This window comes from Methylobacterium sp. WL12, assembly GCF_008039475.1.
GTDB lineage: Bacteria > Pseudomonadota > Alphaproteobacteria > Rhizobiales > Beijerinckiaceae > Methylobacterium > Methylobacterium cerastii.
On record NZ_VRUW01000084.1, the window covers coordinates 1 to 20297 of the forward strand.

The 20297-nt window shown below is 71.4% G+C and carries 16 protein-coding genes and 1 other RNA gene; 9 read left to right on the forward strand and 8 right to left on the reverse strand.

Annotation, left to right across the window (positions count from 1 at the left end; genetic code table 11):
• The 3 genes from FV226_RS22360 to FV226_RS22370 all read right to left on the reverse strand — a co-directional run.
• On the reverse strand, window positions 1-1294 hold a 1294-nt coding region (locus tag FV226_RS22360; RefSeq protein ID WP_147764619.1), incomplete at its 3' end, for a DNA polymerase III subunit gamma/tau.
• Between the two features lie 89 nt (window positions 1295-1383).
• An RNA gene (gene ffs, locus FV226_RS22365) (signal recognition particle sRNA small type) lies at window positions 1384-1482 on the reverse strand.
• A 197-nt stretch (window positions 1483-1679) separates the two neighbouring features.
• Window positions 1680-2957, reverse strand: a complete 1278-nt coding sequence (locus FV226_RS22370; RefSeq protein ID WP_147754482.1) for an O-antigen ligase family protein — start codon at window positions 2955-2957, stop codon at window positions 1680-1682.
• 214 nt (window positions 2958-3171) lie between these two features.
• On the opposite strand from FV226_RS22370, the gene FV226_RS22375 reads away from it, so the two are divergent.
• From FV226_RS22375 to FV226_RS22405, 7 genes are all read left to right on the forward strand, one after another.
• Window positions 3172-4065: a polysaccharide deacetylase family protein gene (locus FV226_RS22375; protein WP_147764620.1), complete on the forward strand. Its 894-nt coding sequence runs from the start codon at window positions 3172-3174 to the stop codon at window positions 4063-4065.
• 52 nt (window positions 4066-4117) lie between these two features.
• Entirely contained in the window at window positions 4118-5062 is a 945-nt protein-coding gene (locus FV226_RS22380) for an NAD(P)H-binding protein (RefSeq protein ID WP_147764628.1), read from the forward strand.
• A gap of 137 nt (window positions 5063-5199) precedes the next feature.
• Window positions 5200-8646: a double-strand break repair helicase AddA gene (gene addA / locus FV226_RS22385; RefSeq protein WP_147764621.1), complete on the forward strand. Its 3447-nt coding sequence runs from the start codon at window positions 5200-5202 to the stop codon at window positions 8644-8646.
• Between the two features lie 225 nt (window positions 8647-8871).
• Window positions 8872-10008 carry an S-(hydroxymethyl)glutathione dehydrogenase/class III alcohol dehydrogenase gene (locus FV226_RS22390; RefSeq protein ID WP_147751016.1) on the forward strand — a complete coding sequence of 379 codons (1137 nt, stop codon included), beginning with the start codon at window positions 8872-8874 and terminating at the stop codon, window positions 10006-10008.
• A gap of 77 nt (window positions 10009-10085) precedes the next feature.
• Window positions 10086-10919, forward strand: coding sequence for an S-formylglutathione hydrolase (gene fghA, locus FV226_RS22395; protein ID WP_147764622.1), 834 nt, complete (start codon window positions 10086-10088; stop codon window positions 10917-10919).
• 146 nt (window positions 10920-11065) lie between these two features.
• Complete coding sequence (locus tag FV226_RS22400) at window positions 11066-12268, forward strand: molybdopterin-dependent oxidoreductase (protein ID WP_147764623.1); 1203 nt, start codon at window positions 11066-11068, stop codon at window positions 12266-12268.
• Between the two features lie 12 nt (window positions 12269-12280).
• Window positions 12281-12592, forward strand: a complete 312-nt coding sequence (locus FV226_RS22405; RefSeq protein ID WP_147751019.1) for a cytochrome c — start codon at window positions 12281-12283, stop codon at window positions 12590-12592.
• A 25-nt stretch (window positions 12593-12617) separates the two neighbouring features.
• On the opposite strand, the gene FV226_RS22410 is transcribed toward FV226_RS22405, so the two are convergent.
• Complete coding sequence (locus FV226_RS22410) at window positions 12618-12875, reverse strand: hypothetical protein (RefSeq protein ID WP_147751020.1); 258 nt, start codon at window positions 12873-12875, stop codon at window positions 12618-12620.
• A 176-nt stretch (window positions 12876-13051) separates the two neighbouring features.
• Between FV226_RS22410 and FV226_RS22415 the strand changes: the two genes are divergently transcribed.
• Both FV226_RS22415 and FV226_RS22420 read left to right on the forward strand, forming a co-directional pair.
• Window positions 13052-14110 carry a putative sulfate exporter family transporter gene (locus FV226_RS22415; RefSeq protein ID WP_147764629.1) on the forward strand — a complete coding sequence of 353 codons (1059 nt, stop codon included), beginning with the start codon at window positions 13052-13054 and terminating at the stop codon, window positions 14108-14110.
• A 77-nt stretch (window positions 14111-14187) separates the two neighbouring features.
• The gene (locus FV226_RS22420; RefSeq protein ID WP_147764624.1) at window positions 14188-15126 is read left to right on the forward strand and encodes a dihydrodipicolinate synthase family protein; all 939 of its coding nucleotides are present in this window, start codon (window positions 14188-14190) and stop codon (window positions 15124-15126) included.
• A gap of 342 nt (window positions 15127-15468) precedes the next feature.
• Here the strand turns inward: FV226_RS22420 and addB are convergent, their stop codons facing one another.
• The 4 genes from addB to FV226_RS22440 form a co-directional block, all read right to left on the reverse strand.
• Complete coding sequence (addB, locus tag FV226_RS22425; RefSeq protein ID WP_246691696.1) at window positions 15469-18672, reverse strand: double-strand break repair protein AddB; 3204 nt, start codon at window positions 18670-18672, stop codon at window positions 15469-15471.
• Entirely contained in the window at window positions 18662-19129 is a 468-nt protein-coding gene (locus tag FV226_RS22430) for a PIN domain-containing protein (RefSeq protein WP_147764625.1), read from the reverse strand. Before FV226_RS22430 ends, addB begins: the two co-directional genes overlap by 11 nt.
• On the reverse strand, window positions 19130-19420 hold the full coding sequence (locus tag FV226_RS22435; protein WP_147764626.1) for a hypothetical protein: 291 nt from the start codon (window positions 19418-19420) through the stop codon (window positions 19130-19132).
• A gap of 86 nt (window positions 19421-19506) precedes the next feature.
• Window positions 19507-20283, reverse strand: coding sequence for a nucleotidyltransferase family protein (locus FV226_RS22440; protein ID WP_147764627.1), 777 nt, complete (start codon window positions 20281-20283; stop codon window positions 19507-19509).
• Between the last annotated feature and the right edge of the window lie 14 nt (window positions 20284-20297).

Below are 20297 nucleotides of genomic sequence, written 5' to 3' on the forward strand. Positions count from 1 at the left end.
GCCGGGGCGCGGGGGCGTCGAGGGCTGGTCGAGCCGGTGCGTCGCCCTCCTGCGCACCGGCGGCGAGCGCTTCGGCCCTGAGTTGTCGCAACGCCTCGTCCGGCGTCGGCAGGTCGGCGGCGTAGGCGAGGCGCACCAGCGCCATCTCGGCGGCCGCCAGCGGCCGAGCCGCGCTCGCGACCTCGGGCACCGCCTTCAGCAGGATCTGCCAGGCCCGCGACAACGCCCGCACCGGCAGCCGCGCGGCGAAGTCGCCGCCGCGGCGCCGCTCGATCTCGCTCAGCGTCGGGTCGGCGGCGGCGGCCTCGGGCGCGAGCTTCAGGCGGGTGACGAGGTGGGTGAAGGCGGCCAGGTCCGAGAGCACCACCGACGGGTCGGCACCGGATTCGTACTGGCTGCGCAACTCGGCGAAGGCGGCGGGCACGTCGCCGCGCATCACCGCCTCGAACAGGTCGAGGATGCGGGCGCGGTCGGCCAGGCCGAGCATGTCGCGCACGCCCGCGGCGGTGACGGTCCCGGCCCCGTGGGCGATGGCCTGGTCGAGGAGCGAGAGCGCGTCGCGCACCGAGCCCTCCGCCGCGCGCACGATCGCGGCCACCGCCTCGTCCTCCGCGCCGACGCCTTCGGCGGCGCAGATCTTCTGGAGGTGGGCGGAGAGCACGTCGGCCTCGACGCGGCGCAGGTCGAACCGCTGGCAGCGCGACAGGATGGTGATCGGGACCTTGCGGATCTCGGTCGTCGCGAACACGAACTTCGCGTGCGGCGGCGGCTCCTCCAGCGTCTTCAGGAACGCGTTGAACGCGTTGCCCGAGAGCATGTGGACCTCGTCGATGATGTAGACCTTGTAGCGGGCCGAGACCGGCGAATAGCGCACCCCGTCGATGATCGCGCGCACGTCCTCGATGCCGGTATGCGAGGCGGCGTCCATCTCCAGCACGTCCATGTGCCGCGATTCCATGATCGCCTGGCAGTGGACGCCCAGGGTCGGCATCGCGATGGTCGGGCCGGTGTCGGGGGCGCCGACGGGCGCGTAGTTCAGGCCGCGGGCGAGGATGCGGGCGGTGGTCGTCTTGCCGACGCCGCGCACGCCGGTCAGCATCCAGGCCTGCGGGATGCGCCCGGCCGCGAAGGCGTTGCCGAGGGTGCGCACCATCGCGCCCTGGCCGATCAGGTCGTCGAAATCCTTGGGGCGGTACTTCCGTGCCAGCACGCGGTACGGCGTCTGCGCGAGGGCAGGCGCCGGAAACCCGGGCAGGCCCGGCTCGTCGTCAGGCGTGCCGGTGCTCGCGTCCATGCGCTCTTCGGGGGTGCGTCTTCGCTCTTCGCAGTCGTGCCTTGGCCGCCGCTGCGGGCCGCTCGACCCGCGGTTCCTGCGGTGGAACGAGGTGGGAGGCTGGACGAAGACCCGCTCGGTCTCGTTAGGGCTGCTTCCTTCCGGACCTGACCCGGTTGGCGAGTGAAACGTCCCTCGCCAACCTCCCGCGGCCTATATGGCCGGAGGCTCCGGCGATGGCAAGCGGCCCGATCACCGGGCCCAGGGCAATCGCTTGAAAGCGCTTTCCCTGTTCTTTGTTAGGGCCTCAATCGCCGGCGCCCGCCTCCGCGGGCTCGGGCTTTCGCTCCGCGGGGCGCTCTTCGCGCCCTGATGCCGCTAAAGGCGGCTTCGAGCGATCACCCGGTCACGAAGCCTCGGCGGCTGCGGGACTGCCGGCGCGAGTCACGGCGGCGGCCGCGAGCACGAGGGCGAAGCCGAACAGGAACACCGGGTTGATCGAGAGCTCCTCGAACATCAGCGAGGGCACCATGAACAGCACCGTGTAGAACACGAGCGGGCCGAACCGCTGCGGGCTGAGCACGATCCGGACCGTCCCGACGAGGAAGGCGAGCGCGACGAGGACCCCGCTCTGGAGGGCGAGGGTGACGACGGCGTTGTGCGGCGTGCCGACGCCGGCCATCATCAGGAGCTGGTTCTCCTTCGCGACGTTGCCGAGGCCGAGCGGATGGGTCGCGGCGAGTTGCAGCCCGGCCGCGGTGGAATCAAGCCGCTCCAGGATGTTGCTGTCGGCGTGACTGTCGGCGACGAACCGCTTCTCGATCGCCGACTGGAGCTGCTCCGGGACGGGCGCGTAGCCGGTGGCGCTGAACAGCATGACGAGCCCGCAGACGACCGCCGCCCCCGATAGGACGGCGTAGACGCTGACGCTCTTTCGGAGGATCAGCCCGAGGACGATCGCCGGCAGGATGAGCCCGGCGCGGTTGTTGGTCAGCGGAAAGCTGACGAGGAGGCCTGCGAAGTACGCCACGTAGATCGCGCTGCGGCCGGTGCGGTACCAGAGGTAGGCCGCCGACGCGCCGGCCAACGCGAAGACGTGCCCGGTCTCGTTGCCCGCGGTCCAAAGGCCGCCGAGCTTGTCCTTCATGAACAGGACGAATTCCGGCTCGAGGCCGTCGGTCGGCACGGCAAGCCCGACGGCGGTGAGCTCGATGCCGGCCGAGGCCGCGACCAGGACCAGGAGCGAGCCGGCGAAGCCCAGGAGCGTGCCGACCGCGAAGCTGTCGGCGCCCGCCGGCTCGCGGAGCAGGATCACGAGCTGCGTCGCCTGGACGAAGTACAGCAGCAGCACCAGGGTCAGGTACAGGTCGCCCTGCTGGACGTCGGCTTTCGCCACCAGCGAGGCGACGAGCAGCAGGACGACCACCCCGATCGGCAACGCCCGCGCCAGGAGCGTGGACAGGATGCGCGGACGGAGCAGGAAGTACGGGATCGTCAGGAACGGCAGCGCGTCCGACAGGCGCAGGAACGGCAGCCCGAAGGTCGAGGTCATCACGTTGAACTGCAGCGCGAAGCCGACGCCGAGGATCACGAGCCGGTCGAGCCGGCTCAGGGACACGCCTCCGGACGCCGGAACCGCCCGCTGCGGCTCGGCCGGGACGACGCCTCCCTGGGCGATCCGCATGCACGCCTCCTCGAAGTCCGGCACCCTCGGCGACCGAAGAGGGCCGACCTTGCACGGGATAGGTTTGGAAAGGCTTGCGACGGCGGACGACGAGAACGCCTGATCCCGGCGGGCTGGGGGCGCCACGGATTGGACGCCGCCCCGTTGCCCCATGCCTCGCCGACCCCATCTGCCGTCGCAGCATCCCCGAGCGCGTTCGGAGACCGGAGGACGGATGGACAGTTCGAAGGGCCACGGCCGCTATGCCTACAGCGCGTTGCCGGACCGGCCGACCTACGACTGGCCGGATGGCCGGCGCCTCGCGGTCTACGTCGCGCTGAACCTCGAGACCTTCGACTTCGGGTCGGGGCTCGGTGCCGAGCTCGCCCCCGGCGGCCCGCAGCCGGACGTGCTGAACTACGCCTGGCGCGATTGGGGCAACCGCGTCGGCGCGTGGCGGATCAAGGCGCTCCTCGACGAGCTCGGCCTGCCGGCGAGCGTGCTCGTCAACAGCCGCCTCTACGCCGACTGCCCCGGCCTGATCGAGGCGTTCCGCGCCCGCGGCGACGAGATCGTCGGGCACGGGCGCACCAACGCCGAGCGCCAGGGCACCCTCGACGAGGCCGGCGAGCGCGCGCTCATCGCCGAGGCCACCGCCCTGCTGACCGAGCACGAGGGCAAGCCGCCCGCCGGCTGGCTCGGACCCTGGATCTCGCAATCGCGCATCACCCCCGACCTGCTGGCGGAAGCCGGCTACCGCTACCTCCTCGACTGGGCCCACGACGACCAGCCGGTCTGGTTCGCGACCCGCGACGGCGGCCGCATCCTCTCGGTGCCCTACCCCCAGGAGCTGAACGACATCCCGGCGATCGTCGCCCGCAAGGAGACCGGGCGGCAATTCGCCGACGCGATCTCGGACGCCTTCGACGAGATGCTGGAGCAATCGCGCCACGCGCCGCTGGTGATGGGGATCGCGATCCACCCCTACATCGTCGGCCAGCCGCACCGGCTGAAGCCCCTGCGCGCGGCGCTCGCCCGCATCGCGGCACAGCGCGACGCGGTGTGGCTCACCACCGCCGGCGCCATCGCCGAGCATGCCGCGGGCGCGATGGCAGACGCGAAGGGTTAAAGCGATCATGGGGGTGGATCGGCCGGAGGGCGTGAGACCGCGCCGCGTCCTGATGGTGGGCGGCACAGGCACCATCGGCCGCGCGACCGTGCGGGCGCTGGTGGCGCGCGGGCACGAGGTCGTCTGCCTGGTCAGGCGCTCGGCGGAGGCCGCGCGAATCCCCGAGGGCGCCGTCGCGCGGGGCGTCGACCTCGCCGACCCGGCGTCGCTGGCGCGCGACGGCGTCCGCGGCGAGGCGTTCGACGTCCTGGTCTCGTGCCTTGCCTCCCGCACCGGCTTGCCCACCGACGCCTGGGCGATCGACCACGGCGCGCATGTGCGCGCCCTGGAGGCGAGCCGGGCGGCCGGAGTCGGGCACGTCGTGCTGGTCTCGGCGATCTGCGTCCAGAAGCCGGTCCTCGCCTTCCAGCACGCCAAGCTCGCCTTCGAGGCCGAGCTGATCGCGTCGGGGCTCGACTACACGATCGTCCGGCCGACGGCCTTCTTCAAATCGCTGTCGGGGCAGGTCGAGCGCGTGCGGCGCGGCAAGCCGTTCCTGGTCTTCGGCGACGGACGCCTCACGGCCTGCAAGCCGATCGGCGACGACGACCTCGGGGCTTACCTCGCGGACTGCCTCGACGATCCCGCGCGCCGCAACCGGGTGCTGCCGGTCGGCGGGCCGGGCGAGGCGATCACGCCGGAGGCCCAGGGCGAAGCGCTGTTCGCGCTCCTTGGGCGCGAGCCGCGCTTCACGCACGTGCCGGTGGCGCTGCTGGACGTGATCGTCGGCGTGCTGGCGACGCTCGGACGATTTCTGCCGGCCTTGGCGGCCAAGGCCGAACTCGCCCGCATCGGGCGCTACTACGCCACCGAGTCGATGCTCGTGCTCGACCTCGCGACCGGGCGCTACGACGCCGACGCCACCCCTTCGACGGGGTCGGAGACGCTGTTCGACCATTACGCGCGGCTCGTCCGCGGCGAGGCGGTGGCCGAGCGCGGCGACCACGCGGTATTCTGAGGACGCCCGAACCCGACGCGACCGTCGCGCTGCGAAGTCCGACCGCGCTTGCGCTCCGCGCAGCCGCATCCGATGGTTTTTCGCGTGCGGGCCGCGGGTCCGCTCCTGAGAAGTCCGCTTCTGAAAAGCAGGTGTCCATGAGCCGTCGCGAGGCCTTCGTCGTCGATCCCGGAACCGAGGACGCGCAAAGGCGCGCCGCGGACCCGCGCGCCTCGGCCTGGGTCTCGGCCAACGCGGGCGCCGGCAAGACCAAGGTGCTCACCGACCGGGTGGTGCGGCTGCTGCTCGACGGGGCGGCGCCGGCGCGCATCCTGTGCCTCACCTTCACGAAGGCCGCAGCCGCCAACATGTCGATCCGGATCTTCCGGACGCTGGGGCGCTGGGTGACCCTCGGCGACGCGGCGCTCTCGGCCGAGCTCGTCGCGCTCACCGGCCGGGCGGCCTCGCCCACCGACCTCGATGCGGCGCGGCGGCTGTTCGCCCGCGCGGTCGAGACGCCGGGCGGCCTGAAGATCGAGACGCTGCACGCGCTGTGCGAGCGGCTGCTGCACATGTTCCCGTTCGAGGCCAACGTGCCCGCCCGCTTCGCGGTGCTGGACGAGAACCTCGCCGCCGAGATGTTCGCCCACGAGACCGACCAGGTGCTGGCCGCCGCCGTCGGCGGCGACGCGGCCCTCGGCCGGGCCCTCGACCTCGTGACGCCGGAGGCGACGGGCGAGGCCCTGCGCAAGGCGATCCGGCAGGCGATGGCCGCGCGCGAGGTGCTCGGCGCGGGCGGCGGCCTGCGGCCGCAATTCTCCAGGCTCGGCGCGGCGCTGGGCCTTCGCGCCGACGAGACCGCCGACACCGTGACGGCGTCGATCCTGGAGGGCGGGATCGACGACGGGCCGGGCTTCGCCGCGCGCCTGCGCACCGGGAAGGCGACCGACGAGAAGCTCGCCGACGGCCTGCTCGCCGCCGACGCCGCCACCGACGCGACGGAGCGGCTCGACCTCTATCGCGCGGTGTTCTTCACCGCCAAGGACGAGCCGAAGGCCGACAAGAGCCTCGGCACCAAGGCGGTCCCCGAGGATGTGCGCGAGGCGCTGACCGCCGAGCGCGACCGGCTCGTGCCGCTGTTCGACGCCCTGCGCGGCGCCCGCGCGCTCGCCCGCACCGAGGCGCTGTTCACGCTCGCCGCCGAGATCCACCGCCGGATCGAGGCGCAGAAGGCCAAGCTCGGAGCGCTCGACTTCGACGACCTGATCCACAAGACCCTCGACCTGCTCTCGCGGGTCGACGCCGCCTGGGTGCTGTACAAGCTCGACCGCGGCGTCGACCACGTCCTCGTGGACGAGGCGCAGGACACCAACCCGCAGCAATGGCGGATCCTCGACCGGCTCACCGCCGAGTTCGCCACCGGGGCCGGCGCCCGCGAGCAGTTGCGCACGCGCTTCGCCGTCGGCGACCCGAAGCAGTCGATCTACAGCTTCCAGGGCGCCGAGCCGCGCGAGTTCGCGACCATGCACGGCAAGTGGCGGGGCGAGGCGAAGGCGGCCAAGCTCAAGTTCGAGGACGTCGCGCTGGGGCTGTCCTTCCGCTCGACCCTCGGCGTGCTGCGGGCGGTGGACGCCACCTTCGGCGTGGCCGAGCACTACGAAGGCCTCGGCTTCGAGGACAAGGCGGTCGGCACCGTCCACACCACGGCGCGGGCCGGGGCGCCGGGCACGGTCGAGCTGTGGCCGGTGGCGGAGCCCGTGGAGGAGGTCGAGCCCGACGCCTGGGCGGCGCCCGTGGACGCGCCGGAGGCCAACGCGCCTGCGATCGTCACCGCGCGCCGGATCGCCCGCGCGGTGCGGACCTGGGTCACCGCCGGCGACACCAGCGGCCGGGTCTGGCGGCCGGGCGAGGTTCTGGTGCTGGTGCGCAAGCGTGGCCCCGCCTTCGAGGAGGTGATCCGGGCGCTGAAGGGCGCCGGCGTGCCGGTGGCGGGCCAGGACCGGCTCGACGTCGGCGCGCACATCGCGGTGGCCGACCTGGTCTCGATCGGCCGGGCCGGGCTGCTGCCCGCCGACGACCTGACGCTGGCCTGCGCGCTCAAGACGCCGCTGGTCGGCCTCACCGACGACGACCTCGTCCGCATCGCCGCCGACCGCGACCGGTCCGAGACCCTGGAGGACGCGCTCGGCCGCCACGCGGCGGCCGGCGACGCGGCGGCGATCCGTGGGCGCGATGCGCTCGCCGGCTGGATCGCCGCCGCGGGCGCGCAGGGACCGTTCGGCTTCTACGCCGCCCTCCTCGGGCCGGGCGGGGGCCGGGCCGCCCTCGTCGCCCGCCTCGGCGGCGAGGCGGGCGACGCCATCGACGTGTTCCTGCTCGGGGCCGCGCAGGCGGAGGCCGGGGCCGACGCCCCCTCGCTCGCCGGCTTCCTGGCGCGCTACTGCGCCGGAGGGCGGGGCGAGGCCGGCCACACGGTCAAGCGCGACATGGAATCCGGCCGCGACGAGGTGCGGGTGATGACCGTGCACGGCGCCAAGGGCCTGGAGGCCCCGGTCGTGGTGATGATCGACGGCTGCGAGGCGCCGGGCGGCAACGACCCGCCGCTGCTCGCGATGCCGGGCGACGTGCCGCCGGTGTGGTCGACCGCGAAACCCTACGATTCCGAGGCGATCGGCGCCGCGCGCGAGACCCTGCACGTGCGGGCCCGGGAGGAGCACAACCGCCTGCTCTACGTGGCGATGACGCGGGCCGCCGACCGGCTCGTGGTCGCGCCCTTCCGCGGCCAGACGCCGGTGGGGCCGACCGCCTGGTGCGAGATGATCCGCACCGGGATGGTGCAGGCGTTCGGCGAGGGCGAGGCGGTGGAGACCGCCTACGGCCCGGTCACCCTGTGGCGGGACGGGACCGGCCCGGAGACCGGCACGGCGCCGGCCGAGCCGGCGCCCGAGCCCGCCGCGCTCCCCGCATGGCTGCGCGAGCCGGTGGCCCCCGAGGCCGCCCCCGCGCCGCCGATCTCGCCCTCGGGGGTGATGCGCGCGGCCGACGGCGAGCGCCGGATCCCGCCACGGCAGGCCGACACCGAGGCGCGCCGGCGCGGCAAGCTGATCCACGCCCTGCTGGAGCACCTGCCGCGCCTCGAGCCGGCCGCCCGCGAGCCGGCAGCGACGGCGTTCGTGGCCGCCCGCGCGCCCGCCTTCCCGCGCCCTGCTCGCGCGAACGTCGTGCGGGCGGCCCTCGACCTGATCGAGACGCCCGACCTCGCGCCGCTCTTCGCCCGCGATGCGCGCGCCGAGGTCAGCCTGTCGGGGCGGGTGGTGGTGGAGGGCGTCGAGCGGCCGGTCTTCGGCCGCATCGACCGCCTCGCGGTCGCCGACGGCATCGTGCGGCTCGCCGACTTCAAGACCGGACGCCCGCCGGACGAGGGCGCGCCGCCGCCGCGCCCCGAGACGGCGCAGATCGCCCTCTACGCCCGGCTGCTCGCGCGGATCTACCCGGACCACGCGATCCGGCCGATGCTGGTCTGGACCTCCGGCCCGGTGATCCGGACCTTGAGCGAGGACGAGATCGCCGAGGCTTTGGCCGGGCTCGGGCTCGCCGCAGCCTGAGGCGGCTAGGGGGATCTCGCGGCGGCCCGCGCCCCATGCGGGCGGCCCCTGCGGAAATGGCGGTTGCGTCGGCGCGCGAGAACCAGCATCAGGCATCCCGTATTTCGGGCCGTTCGGATCGCCGCCGCCGGATTCTCGTCACGGGAACGCCGAGGGTCGGAGCGAGCCGAAGCGCCGTCGCCTGTCGACGCCGTCCGTGATCGTTCAGGCACAGGGAAATCCGACATGAAGACGCGCGCAGCCGTGGCGTGGGAGGCGAAGAAGCCGCTCACCATCGAGACCATCGACATCGAGGGGCCCAAGGCCGGCGAAGTGCTCGTCGAGGTGATGGCCACCGGCATCTGCCACACCGACGCCTACACCCTCTCGGGCCTCGATTCGGAGGGCAAGTTCCCGGCGATCCTCGGCCACGAGGGCGCGGGCATCGTCCGCGAGGTCGGCGCCGGCGTCACCGACCTGAAGGTCGGCGACCACGTGATCCCGCTCTACACGCCGGAATGTCGCGGCTGTAAGTCGTGCCTGTCGCAGCGCACCAACCTCTGCACCGCGATCCGCGCGACGCAGGGCCAGGGCGTGATGCCGGACGGCACCTCGCGCTTCTCCTGCGTCTCCACCGGCGGCAGCCCGGGCGGGTCCGACACCCTGTTCCACTACATGGGCTGCTCGACCTTCTCGAACTTCACCGTGCTCCCGGCGATCGCACTCGCGAAGATCCGTGAGGACGCCCCCTTCGACAAGGTCTGCTACATCGGCTGCGGCGTCACCACCGGCATCGGCGCGGTGATCTACACCGCGAAGGTCTGGCCCGGCGCCAACGTCGTGGTGTTCGGCCTCGGCGGCATCGGCCTCAACGTGCTCCAGGCCGCGCGGATGGTGGGCGCCGACAAGATCATCGGCGTCGACATCAACCCCGACAAGCAGGAGATGGCGAAGAAGTTCGGGATGACGCACTTCATCAACCCGAAGGAAGTCGGCAACGACCACGTCGTGGCCGCGATCCTCGACGCGACCGGCGGCGGCGCCGACTTCTCGTTCGACTGCACCGGCAACGTCAACGTGATGCGCCAGGCGCTCGAGTGCTGCCACCGCGGCTGGGGCGAGTCGATCGTCATCGGCGTGGCGGAAGCCGGCAAGGAGATCTCGACCCGTCCGTTCCAGCTCGTCACCGGCCGCGTCTGGAAGGGCTCGGCCTTCGGCGGGGCGCGGGGCCGCACCGACGTGCCGAAGATCGTCGACTGGTACATGGAGGGCAAGATCAACATCGACGACCTGATCACCCACACCATGCCGCTCGACCAGATCAACCACGGCTTCGACCTGATGCACGAGGGCAAGTCGATCCGCTCGGTGGTGATTTACTAGGCCACGACGCGTACGCCCTCCCCCCTCGAGGGGGGAGGGACATGCCCGCCCGACCGTCCCGATCAGGAGATCACCCCATGGAAACCGTCTCGAAGGCCCTCTCGCATGGTGGCGTCCAGGGCGTGTACCGGCACGACGCAAAGACCACCGCCTGCCCGATGACCTTCGCGGTCTTCGTGCCGCCGCAGGCCAAGGACGGCCCGGTGCCGGTGCTGTGGTACCTTTCGGGGCTGACCTGCACCCACGCCAACGTCATGGACAAGGGCGAGTACCGGCAGGCCGCCGCCCGCCACGGCGTGATCGTCGTCGCGCCGGACACCTCGCCCCGCGGCGAGGGCATCCCCGACGAGGCCGGCAACTGGCAGTTCGGCTCCGGCGCGGGCTTCTACCTCGACGCGACGGAAGCTCCCTATTCCGCGAACTACCGGATGTGGAGCTACGTCACCGAAGAGCTTCCGGCGCTGATCGCGAAGAACTTCCCCGCGGACATGAGCCGCCAGGGCATCGTCGGCCACTCGATGGGCGGCCACGGCGCGCTCACCATCGCGCTGACCTATCCCGACCGCTTCAAGTCCTGCTCGGCCTTCGCACCGATCGCCCAGCCCTCCACGGCGGGCTGGTCGAAGCCGGCCTTCGAGAAGTATCTCGGCGCGGACACCGCGGCCTGGCGCGCCCACGACGCCACCGCGCTGATCGAGGACGGACACCGCTTCCCCGAGCTCCTGGTGGACCAGGGCACCGCCGACAGCTTCCTCGACGACGGCCTGCGGCCGTGGCTGCTGGAAGAGGCCTGCAAGAAGGCCGGCATCGCGCTCACCCTGAACATGCGCGAGGGCTACGACCACTCCTACTTCTTCATCTCCAGCTTCATGGACGACCACATCGCCTGGGCCGCCGCCCGGCTGAAGTGACCGGACGGTGCCCGCCGCCTGACAGACCGCACGAAGCTTCGGCGCCGCATGGCCGGTGCCGGGGGTTTTACAGGCCCGCGATGCTATAACCTTCCGCAAAGACGCCGCCGCCCGATCCGGGACGGACGTCGCGACGGGAGGATGCCATGGCCGGTCTCGACAGGCGACAGGTGCTGATGCGGGCCGGGCTCGCGGCGATCGGCGCGGGGCTTCCCTTCCGCGCCGCCGCCGAGGACCGGATCGCCCTGCCCTTCGGCAACGGCGCGCGCGCCCTCGTCCGCTATCCGGGCAAACGCCCGCTGATCCAGCTCACCAGCCGCCCGCCGCAACTCGAAACGCCGTTCTCGGTGTTCGACGAGGGTGCGATCACGCCCAACGACGCCTTCTTCGTGCGCTACCACTTGGCCGACCTCCCACTCGCGATCGACCCGGAGACGTACCGACTGGAGATCAAGGGCCATGTCGAGCGCCCGGTCGCGCTGTCGCTTGCCGACCTCAAGCGCATGGCGCCGATGGAGGTTGTCGCGGTGAACCAATGCTCCGGCAATTCCCGCGGCTTCGTCGAGCCACGCGTCGCAGGCGGCCAGCTCGGCAACGGCGCCATGGGCAACGCCCGCTGGACCGGCGTGTCGTTGAAGGCGGTGCTCGACGCGGCTGGCATGAAAGCCGGCGCGGTGCAGGTCGCCTTCGACGGCCTCGATGGCCCGGTGATTCCCGAGACCCCGGACTTCGTGAAGGCGTTGACCGTCGATCACGCCCGCTCCGGCGAGGTGATGCTGGCTTGGGGCATGAACGGTCAGGACCTGCCCTTTCTCAACGGCTTTCCGGTACGCCTCGTGGTGCCGGGATTCTACGGCACGTACTGGGTGAAGCACCTCGGCGCGATCACCGTGCTCGACCGACCGTTCGAGGGCTTCTGGATGAAGTCCGCCTACCGGATCCCGGACACGCCGTGCGCCTGCACCGAGCCGGGCAAGGCGCCTGCGGCCACGGTGCCGATCGCGCGGTTGAACGTGCGCTCGTTCGTGACGAACCTAAACGACGGCGCCAAGGTCAAGGCCGGGCCGACATCGCTTCGCGGCATCGCCTTCGACGGCGGCTCCGGCGTCGCGCGCGTCGAACTCTCGACGGACGACGGCCGCACCTGGATACCGACCGAGCTCGGACAGGATCTCGGCCGCTACGCGTTCAGGACTTGGACGGCGACCACCGAACTCGGTGCCGGCATGCATGCCATTCGTGTGCGCGCGACAGCCAAGGATGGCGCAGGCCAGCCGATGGAGCCGCAGTGGAACCCGCCGGGCTACATGCGCAACGTCGTCGAGACCACCCGCATTCAAGCGGCCTGAGAGGGGGAATCGATGTCCATTCGCTGCCACATCGTACTTATGGTCTCGCTTTGGGCGGGCGCAACGACGGCCGCGCCGCTGGATTACGCGTTGCCGGATGCCTATTCCGAATTGCGTTCGAGCGCAGGCCAAGAGGCCGGCCGCACGGCGGCGCAGGGCAATTGCCTCACCTGCCATTCGACCGACTACATCGCGATGCAGCCGCCGGGCAAAGGTAAGGCGTTCTGGGATGCTGAGGTGACCAAGATGATCAAGGTCTATCACGCCCCGATCGACGAGGCGGACGGCAAAGCGATCGCCGCCTATCTCGCGGACGCCTACTGAAGGCGTCCCGCCGACGCGGACCGGTTCAGCGAAGGGCCGTCCCCGGAAGGGTCATCGATGTCGCTTCCGCGACCGCTCCGTGTGACGGCGTCTGCTCGGACAGGTAGATCCGGCCGCCCACGAACAGCAGCGCGAGCGCCCAGAACACAATCGCGGCGCGGCGCGTCTCGCCGTAGCTCCCGAACTTTCCGGAGATCTTGGCGTCTGCACAGGCGCGCGACATCTCCATCGGCTCGCCGAAGGGGTCGTAGGCTGTCGTGAGTTGGTCGAGCTGGGCGGTCATGGTGGAGGATGTCGCGCTTGGGCGCGCCTGAATCAATGGTTGCGTCTTCCGAAGATTCCTCGATAAGGAAAGACTTCTTCTCCGCCTGATCCTCGGCGTGGAAGTTCCTTCCCAAGCGCCCCTCGGGGTGCGGATTCTGCCGAGCGAGAGGCCGCATGGGCGCTGACTCGAAGCCGATGACGACATCCGCGCGCACCGAGCCGACCGCCGGCGCCGGCCCGTTCGCGCTGCTGCCGGGCATCCTCGTCTGCGTCGCGATCACCGGGATCGCCCTAGGCGTCCAGGCCGCCGAGGAGCGCGCGCTGGATCACCCCTACATCGAGGCCCTGGTGATCGCGATCCTGCTCGGCATCGCGGTCCGCAGCGCCTGGGTGCCGGGTCCGCGCTTCCGCAGCGGAATCGCCTTCAGTGCCAAGCAGCTGCTCGAGCTCGCCGTGACCCTGCTCGGCGCCTCCCTGAGCCTCGGGGCGATCGTCGCCTCGGGGCCGGCGCTGCTCACGGGCATCGTCGGGACCGTGATCCTGACGATCGCGGCGAGCTACGGCATCTGCCGCCTGCTGGCGCTGCCGGCGCGGATGGCGATCCTCGTCGCCTGCGGCAACGCGATCTGCGGCAACTCGGCGATCGCCGCCGTCGCCCCGGTGATCGGGGCCGACAACAAGGACATCGCCGCCTCCATCGCCTTCACTGCCGTGCTCGGCGTGCTGATGGTGCTCGGGCTGCCGCTGTTCGTGCCGCTGGCCCACCTCTCCGACAACCAGTACGGCGTGCTCGCCGGCCTCACCGTCTACGCGGTGCCGCAGGTGCTGGCGGCCACCGTGCCGGTCAGCCTCGTCAGCACCCAGGTCGGCACCCTGGTGAAGCTCGTGCGCGTGCTGATGCTCGGCCCGGTGGTGCTGGCCTTCTCCGTCATCGCTCGGTGGCTGCCGGCCGACGGCGGCGCCGCGACAAGGCCCGGCCGCCTGAGCCTGACCCGGCTGGTGCCGTGGTTCATCGTCGGCTTCCTGGTGCTGGCGAGCCTGCGCTCGCTCGGCCTGATCCCCGACGCGGCCGCGCTGCCGATGACGAGGTTCGCCGGCCTCCTCACCGTCGTCTCGATGGCGGCGCTCGGCCTCGGCGTCGACGTGCGCATCCTCGCTCGCGTCGGCGGCCGCGTCACCGCCGCCGTCACCGGCTCGCTCCTCTTACTCATCGGCATCAGCCTCGTGCTGATCCGGACGCTCGGCATCCCCTGAGCGGCTGCGACGCGGGCGCCGAGACGGTCTATCCTCCGCGTCCCCCGGCGCGACGCCGTCACGAAGGATCGAACCCCATGCGCCTGGATGCCTCCGAACGCGGCGTCTTCCCGATCGCCCCGACGCCGTTCCATGCGGACGGCCGCATCGACGTCGACTCGATCGACCGGCTGACCGGCTTCTACGCCGAAAACGGCGCCACCGGCCTCACCGTGCTCGGGGTGATGGGCGAGGCGGGTAAGCTCGATCAGGGCGAGGCGCTCGATGTCGCCCGGCGCTTCATCGTGCGGGCGGAGGGCCTGCCGGTGATCGTCGGCGTCTCGGCGCCGGGCTTCGCCGCGATGGCGTCGCTGGCCCGCAGCGCCATGGATGCGGGCGCGGCCGGCGTGATGATCGCGCCGCCGAGCACGCTCCGCACCGACGACCAGATCGTCGGCTATTACGCGCAGGCCGCCGAGGCGATCGGCGCCGACGTGCCGTTCGTGATCCAGGATTACCCGCTGACCTTCAGCGTGGTGATGACGCCGGGCGTGATCCGCCGGATCGTCAACGACAACCCGGCCTGCATGATGCTCAAGCACGAGGATTGGCCGGGGCTGGAGAAGATCTCGGCGCTCCGCGGCTTCGAGGCGGACGGCGCGATGCGGCACATCGCGATCCTGTGCGGCAACGGCGGCCTGTTCCTCGATTTCGAGACCGAGCGCGGCGCCGACGGCGCGATGACCGGCTACGCCTTCCCCGACATGCTCGCCGACGTGGTCCGCCTTGCGGCTGCCGGCGAGCGCGACGCCGCGCACGACCTGTTCGACGCCCACCTGCCGCTGCTGCGCTACGAGCAGCAGCCCGGCATCGGGCTGGCGGTCCGCAAATACGTGATGGCGCGCCGCGGACTGATCGCCTCGCCCGCCCAGCGCAAGCCCGGCGGCGCCCTCGGCAAGAGGGCGGTGGCGGAGGTCGAGTACCTGCTCGGCCGCCTCGCCCGACACGACCCCCGCGCCGCGTTGGCCCCGGTCTGACGCCTCACGTCGCTTATACCAAGTCTCATGGGTCAGAACCCATGAGGTCCGGCGAACGACCGCCGCCCCGCAGTCGCGGGGGCCGAACCTCGATGAGTCGGGCTCACCGAGGTTCGGTATTACACGTCTCATCGAAGCGAAACGCGATCAGTCCCGCTCCCTCGCCGTCATCCCGGGGCTGCGCAGCAGAGCCCGGGATCCAGAGCCGCCGACAGCGCAGGATCGAGCACGACCTGCGGTTCTGGATCCCGGGCTCGCCTTCGGCGCCCCGGGATGACGGCGAGGGTTGCCGAAACCGGGTTTGCTACAACCGCATCCCGGATCGATCCGTTGGCGATCGGATCACCCTTCCCCGTCACCCCCGAGCGACCATTCGCCGACGCGGGCGAGGTGGTCGTAGTCGCCGTAGGACTTGGCGTATTTCGGGTAGGGCCGCGAGGTGTAGGCGGCCTGCCCCGTCATGAAGCGGGCGACGAGCCCCTTCAGGCGCGTGGCGTGCTCCTCGACGATCTCGGGGACGGTGCGCGGATCGCCCTTGGGCGGCTTGACCGCCAGCGGCACGAAGGGCTTCCGCCCGCCGGAGGCGTGGACGTAGAGCAGGTCCGGCGCCGCGTCCGCCGCCGGGAAGCCGTCGAAGGCGCCGTGCATCAGCATGGCCGCCTCCAGGGTCAGCTGCGGCGAGAAGCCGGCGAAGATTTCCCGCGCGGAGGGCGGCGCGCCGGTCTTGAAGTCCACGATGCAGGCGCCGTCGGCCCCGCGCTCGATCCGGTCGGCGCGCGCCCGCAGGGTGAAGGTCTCGGACCCGAGCGGGATCGCCCAGCGGCCGAAGATCTCGGGCTCGACGCGGGCGAGCGTCGCCCGCCGCGCGATCTCCCAGGGCAGGTAGAGCGCGGCCATGCGCTCGTAGCGCGGCCACCACTCGGCGTAGAGCTCGGGGTAAGTGTTGGCCGTCTCCGAGAAGGCGTCGACCGCGATCTGGTTGAGCCGCTGCCACGCGATCTCGGGGGCGGGCAGCGCGCCCGGATAGCGCTCGGCGAACTGGCCGAAGATCGCGTGGATCATCGTGCCGCGGTCGCCCGCGCCCGGCCGCTCCGCCACCGCCTCCAAGGGATCGAGCCCGAGCACGTGGCGCGCGAAGATCGCGTAGGGGTCGCGGACCAGCGTCTCGATCTCGGTGACGCTGAGGCTGCGCGGGAACAGGGCCGGGTCCGGCTTCGGCTTCGGCTGGGTCAGGCGCGGTTGCGGGGCCACGGTGTCGAGCGCGCGCGCGTAGCCGGCAAAGCGGCGACCCGCGTCGAGCGCCGTCGCCCACGCCGCCTCGCCCGCGAACGCGCGGATGCGCTGCAGGAAGCGCGACGGCACGGTCGGCGAGCCCTCGCGCTTGGCCGCGCGGGTGATCACCGCGTCGCGGCAGCTCATGCCCTGCACGAAGTCGTGGGCGGCTTGGCCGAGCTGACGCTCGGGCGGGTTGAGGCCGACGCGCTCGCGCATCGGGCGGTTGAGGAAGGCGTCCGTGGTGGTCTTGCCCGGCCAGACGCCCTCGTCGAGCCCAGCGAGCACGACGCGATCGTAGTGCATCAGGCGCGATCCGAGCGGATCGAGGATGCTCAGGCGCGGGTGCGGCGCCGGACCGGCGCAAGGCACGGTGCGGTCGGCGGCGAGCGTGGTGAGGAAGGCGGGGTAGTCGTCGAAGTTGCCGGGCAGAGCAATAGAATGCCTATCGTCGGTATGGCCAACCAAATTTCTAAATTCGTCAAATAAGTCATCTAGACAATCTTGTGATTTATCTACAGCAGCCTCATCTTTATTTCCAATGCCTGACTGAAGCAACTTGAGGACCATACCATGTAGGCGAACTGCTAAAACAAGATCAAAGCGCGAGTCCCCTGCATCCGATACCTTGGCAAAGTTCAAAAGCGGCGAAAACGCCCACTCGAGGCGGTCGAGGATTGACGCGGCCAACGCCCAGTCGAGGTCGGAGAGGCGCTGCTTGGCGCGGGGCTGGTGCCTGTGCGGGGCGGCGCGCTGGGCGGCAAGCGCATCCTTCAGGCCCTGGAAGCTGCCGGCCGGCGCCGGGCCGCGCAGCACGCCGATCTCGAGGGCCGCCGCCCCGCGCACGACGTCGCCGCGCGGAAGGCCGAGGCCGACCAGCGGGTGCGCCAGGAGCGCGATGATCCGCGGCGGGATCGCGTCGCCCTGCTCGGCGTGGAGGTCGACGGCAAGCTCCGCCGAGAGCCGCGCCAGCCGGCCCGCCGAACTGCGGCTCAGCGTCGACCCGGCGCTGTCCTCGGCGACGATGTCCCAGCGGGCGAGCTCGGCGGCGACCCGCATGGCGAGCGCGCGGTCGGGCGTGATCAGGGCGGCCGTCCGGCCCGGGGTGGCGAGCGTTTCGCGCAGGGCGAGGGCGGCGATCAGCGCCTCGTCGCGCTCGTCGGCGGCCTCGGCCACGGCGAGCCCGGCGAGGCCTTCACGGCCGAGGGTGTCGCGCAGGGCCGGGTCGAGGCGCGCCCAGGCGTCGGTGGTCTCGGCCGGGCGCAGGGCCTGGGACAGCAGGGCGGCGCGCGCGGTCGCCTCGGGATCGTGGCCGCCGAGATCGACGATCGCGGCCCGTGCGAGGCCGAGGCAGCCGGGGCCGAGCAGCCGATGCAGCACGGCCTGCGGATGGCCGTGGGCGACCTCGCGGTCGAAGCCGGCGCCGGTCTCGATCGCGTCCCACCCGGCCTCGTCGAGGTCGAGGTCGAGCCCCGGAAGCACCACCGCGCCGTGCGGCAGCCCCGCCACCGCGGCGATGAGCTTGGCGGTGGCCGGCACCGAGCCGGTGGAGCCGGCGATCACCACCGGGTCGCGCGGCCGCGCGCGGGTCAGCCGCGCGGCCTCCGCCAAGACGAGGTCGCGCGCGCGCGAGACCGGATCGGTGAGGCCGCGCTCGGCCAGGATCCGCGGCCAGTTCTCGGCGGCGATCCGCACGAAGTCGAGGGTCAGGCCGAAATAGCGCGAATACTCGGCCTCGACGGCGCCCGCGATCTCCGACCAGGGCAGCCCCTCGACGGTCAGCGCGTCCATCAGGCCTTCGAGGTCGGCGGCCAGCGCCACCGCGTCGGCGGGCGAGGCCGGCACCAGGAACGGCACCTCCTCGTCGATCGGCAGCAGCGAGCGATCGACCGCCTGCGCCCAGGACTGCACCAGCCGGGCGAGGATCAGCCGGCGCTCCAGCTTCTGCATCTCGGGGTCGAGCCCGGTGGCGGCGTTCGCCACGAGCGGCATCGCGGCGAGATCCAGCTCGGCCTCGTCCGCCTCGCCGAGCGGGATCATCCGCGGCAGCAGCGCCGCCTCGCCGAGCCGCGCGGCGAGGCGCTTGGCCAGCTCCTTCGCCACCCCCGGCGTCGGCAGGTAGATCGTCACGGCGGCCAGCGCCAGCGGGTCGCCCCCGAGGTCGCCGACGAGGCGCCCGTCGAGCAACGCGTCGACCAGCGTCGGCAGGAACGGCGCGCCGCGGGTGATGGTGAAGACGTGGGATGGGGCTTCGATGTGCCGATCAGACGCCAAGCCAGACCTCACGCTGATGAGAGAAGTTGATCGGTCTTCGTCCGGCAGACAGGCTTGCACGATACAGATCGAAATCGTCGGTCAGCAGCGTCACGTCGCCCGCATCGACGGTCAGAAGGCCGGCATCCGTGAGACCCAGATAGGCAAATTCAGGTCGCCGCACCGCTTCCAGGCCGCGCACCTGAACCTCGCGCGTGCGTTCGACCATCCCGCAGAAGACGTTGAGGATGTCCGTCAGACCCGGCTTTCCGAATTGGCGAACGAGATTGGACGTCTCCGCAAGCACGTGAGGCGTGAAGAGGCAGGATTCGGCGGCGGCGATCAGGCTGAGGAGAAGCTGGAAATCCTCCACCGTGTAGGTCTGCGTTCGCTTGTGTCGCCCGATGAACGATGGCGATGCTGTACCGACTATCAGGAGGACGAGAAGGTTCGTATCGATGGCCAGTACGCGACGCATTCAGTTTTCGAGCGAGCGATTGGTGATCGAAATGAAATCGCCGTCGTGCTTGTGAAGCTTCACAACCTTGTACGTGCGCGGCAAATTCGGATTCGGGCCGATCACGTTTTCAAGCGCGCGACCTGCCGCGGCGTGACCTTTGGCAACACGAGAAAACCCGACCGTGATCAGCCAGTTGTGGTCTTCGTCGTCCAGCCGAATCTCTTCGAGCCCAATGTTGACGACGCCCTCGTCTTGAAACATGTCGGCGACGTAACCTTTTGCTTTGACGATCGCCTCCTTCACATCCATCTTCCCCTCCGTCGAATCAAGTAGGACAAGACTAGACGTTCATCTTCCGTTCTACAACGCCTCCCGCTTCGGGAAGGCTCGTGCCGTTAGGCGCCTTGCGCACTGGCCCGCACCCGCTCCTCGGCGGCGCGGATCGCGTCCGGTGTTCCGACGTGGAGCCATTGCCCGTCCAGGCGGAGGCCCGAGAGGCGGCTCGCCGCGATCGCGCGGTCGAACAGCAGGTTGAGCGAGAAGGCGCCGTCCGGCGTGTCGGCGAACAGCTCCGGCTTCAAGACCGCGACGCCCGCGTAGATGAAGGGCGCGATCCGGCGCTCGCCCCGCCGCGCGAGGCGGCCGTCGGCGGCCATCACGAAGTCGCCGGCGCCCTCGTAGCCGAGGCTGGTGGTGGTCGGCGCCACCAGGAGCAGGATGTCCATGCGCGCCGCGTCCCAGGCCTCGATGAGCCGGGCGAGGTTCGGGGTCGGGCCTTCCAGCCAGAACGAATCCGAGTTGAACACCACGAACGGATCGGCGCCGACGAGGTCCAGCGCCTTCTTCACGCCGCCGCCGGTCTCGAGCAGCGCCGCGCGTTCGTCGGAGACGACGACCTTCGGCAGGCCGCCCCGCTTGGCCAGGTGACCCTCGATCAGGTCCGGCAGGTAGTGCACGTTGACCACCGCGGTCTCGATGCCGCCTTCCGCCGCCCGGTCGAGGGCGTGGTCGATCAGCGCCTTGCCGGCGACCTCCACCAGGGGCTTCGGCACGGTGGCGGTGACCGGGCGCATGCGCTTGCCCAGGCCCGCGGCGAGGACGAAAGCGCAATTTATCGGGGATCGCGTGATCGGCGCTTGCGCGGTCGGCGGCGAGGCGGGGGTGTCGCTCATGCGCGGGGCTCGCG

Excerpts from the sequence above, each read along its gene's own strand:
- FV226_RS22370 (WP_147754482.1), bottom strand. The coding sequence starts at position 2,957 with ATGCGGATCGCCCAGGGAGGCGTCGTCCCGGCCGAGCCGCAGCGGGCG.
- FV226_RS22375 (WP_147764620.1), top strand. The coding sequence starts at position 3,172 with ATGGACAGTTCGAAGGGCCACGGCCGCTATGCCTACAGCGCGTTGCCG.
- FV226_RS22380 (WP_147764628.1), top strand. The coding sequence starts at position 4,118 with ATGGTGGGCGGCACAGGCACCATCGGCCGCGCGACCGTGCGGGCGCTG.
- addA (WP_147764621.1), top strand. The coding sequence starts at position 5,200 with ATGAGCCGTCGCGAGGCCTTCGTCGTCGATCCCGGAACCGAGGACGCG.
- FV226_RS22390 (WP_147751016.1), top strand. The coding sequence starts at position 8,872 with ATGAAGACGCGCGCAGCCGTGGCGTGGGAGGCGAAGAAGCCGCTCACC.
- fghA (WP_147764622.1), top strand. The coding sequence starts at position 10,086 with ATGGAAACCGTCTCGAAGGCCCTCTCGCATGGTGGCGTCCAGGGCGTG.
- FV226_RS22400 (WP_147764623.1), top strand. The coding sequence starts at position 11,066 with ATGGCCGGTCTCGACAGGCGACAGGTGCTGATGCGGGCCGGGCTCGCG.
- FV226_RS22405 (WP_147751019.1), top strand. The coding sequence starts at position 12,281 with ATGTCCATTCGCTGCCACATCGTACTTATGGTCTCGCTTTGGGCGGGC.
- FV226_RS22410 (WP_147751020.1), bottom strand. The coding sequence starts at position 12,875 with ATGACCGCCCAGCTCGACCAACTCACGACAGCCTACGACCCCTTCGGC.
- FV226_RS22415 (WP_147764629.1), top strand. The coding sequence starts at position 13,052 with ATGACGACATCCGCGCGCACCGAGCCGACCGCCGGCGCCGGCCCGTTC.
- FV226_RS22420 (WP_147764624.1), top strand. The coding sequence starts at position 14,188 with ATGCGCCTGGATGCCTCCGAACGCGGCGTCTTCCCGATCGCCCCGACG.
- FV226_RS22430 (WP_147764625.1), bottom strand. The coding sequence starts at position 19,129 with ATGCGTCGCGTACTGGCCATCGATACGAACCTTCTCGTCCTCCTGATA.
- FV226_RS22435 (WP_147764626.1), bottom strand. The coding sequence starts at position 19,420 with ATGGATGTGAAGGAGGCGATCGTCAAAGCAAAAGGTTACGTCGCCGAC.
- FV226_RS22440 (WP_147764627.1), bottom strand. The coding sequence starts at position 20,283 with ATGAGCGACACCCCCGCCTCGCCGCCGACCGCGCAAGCGCCGATCACG.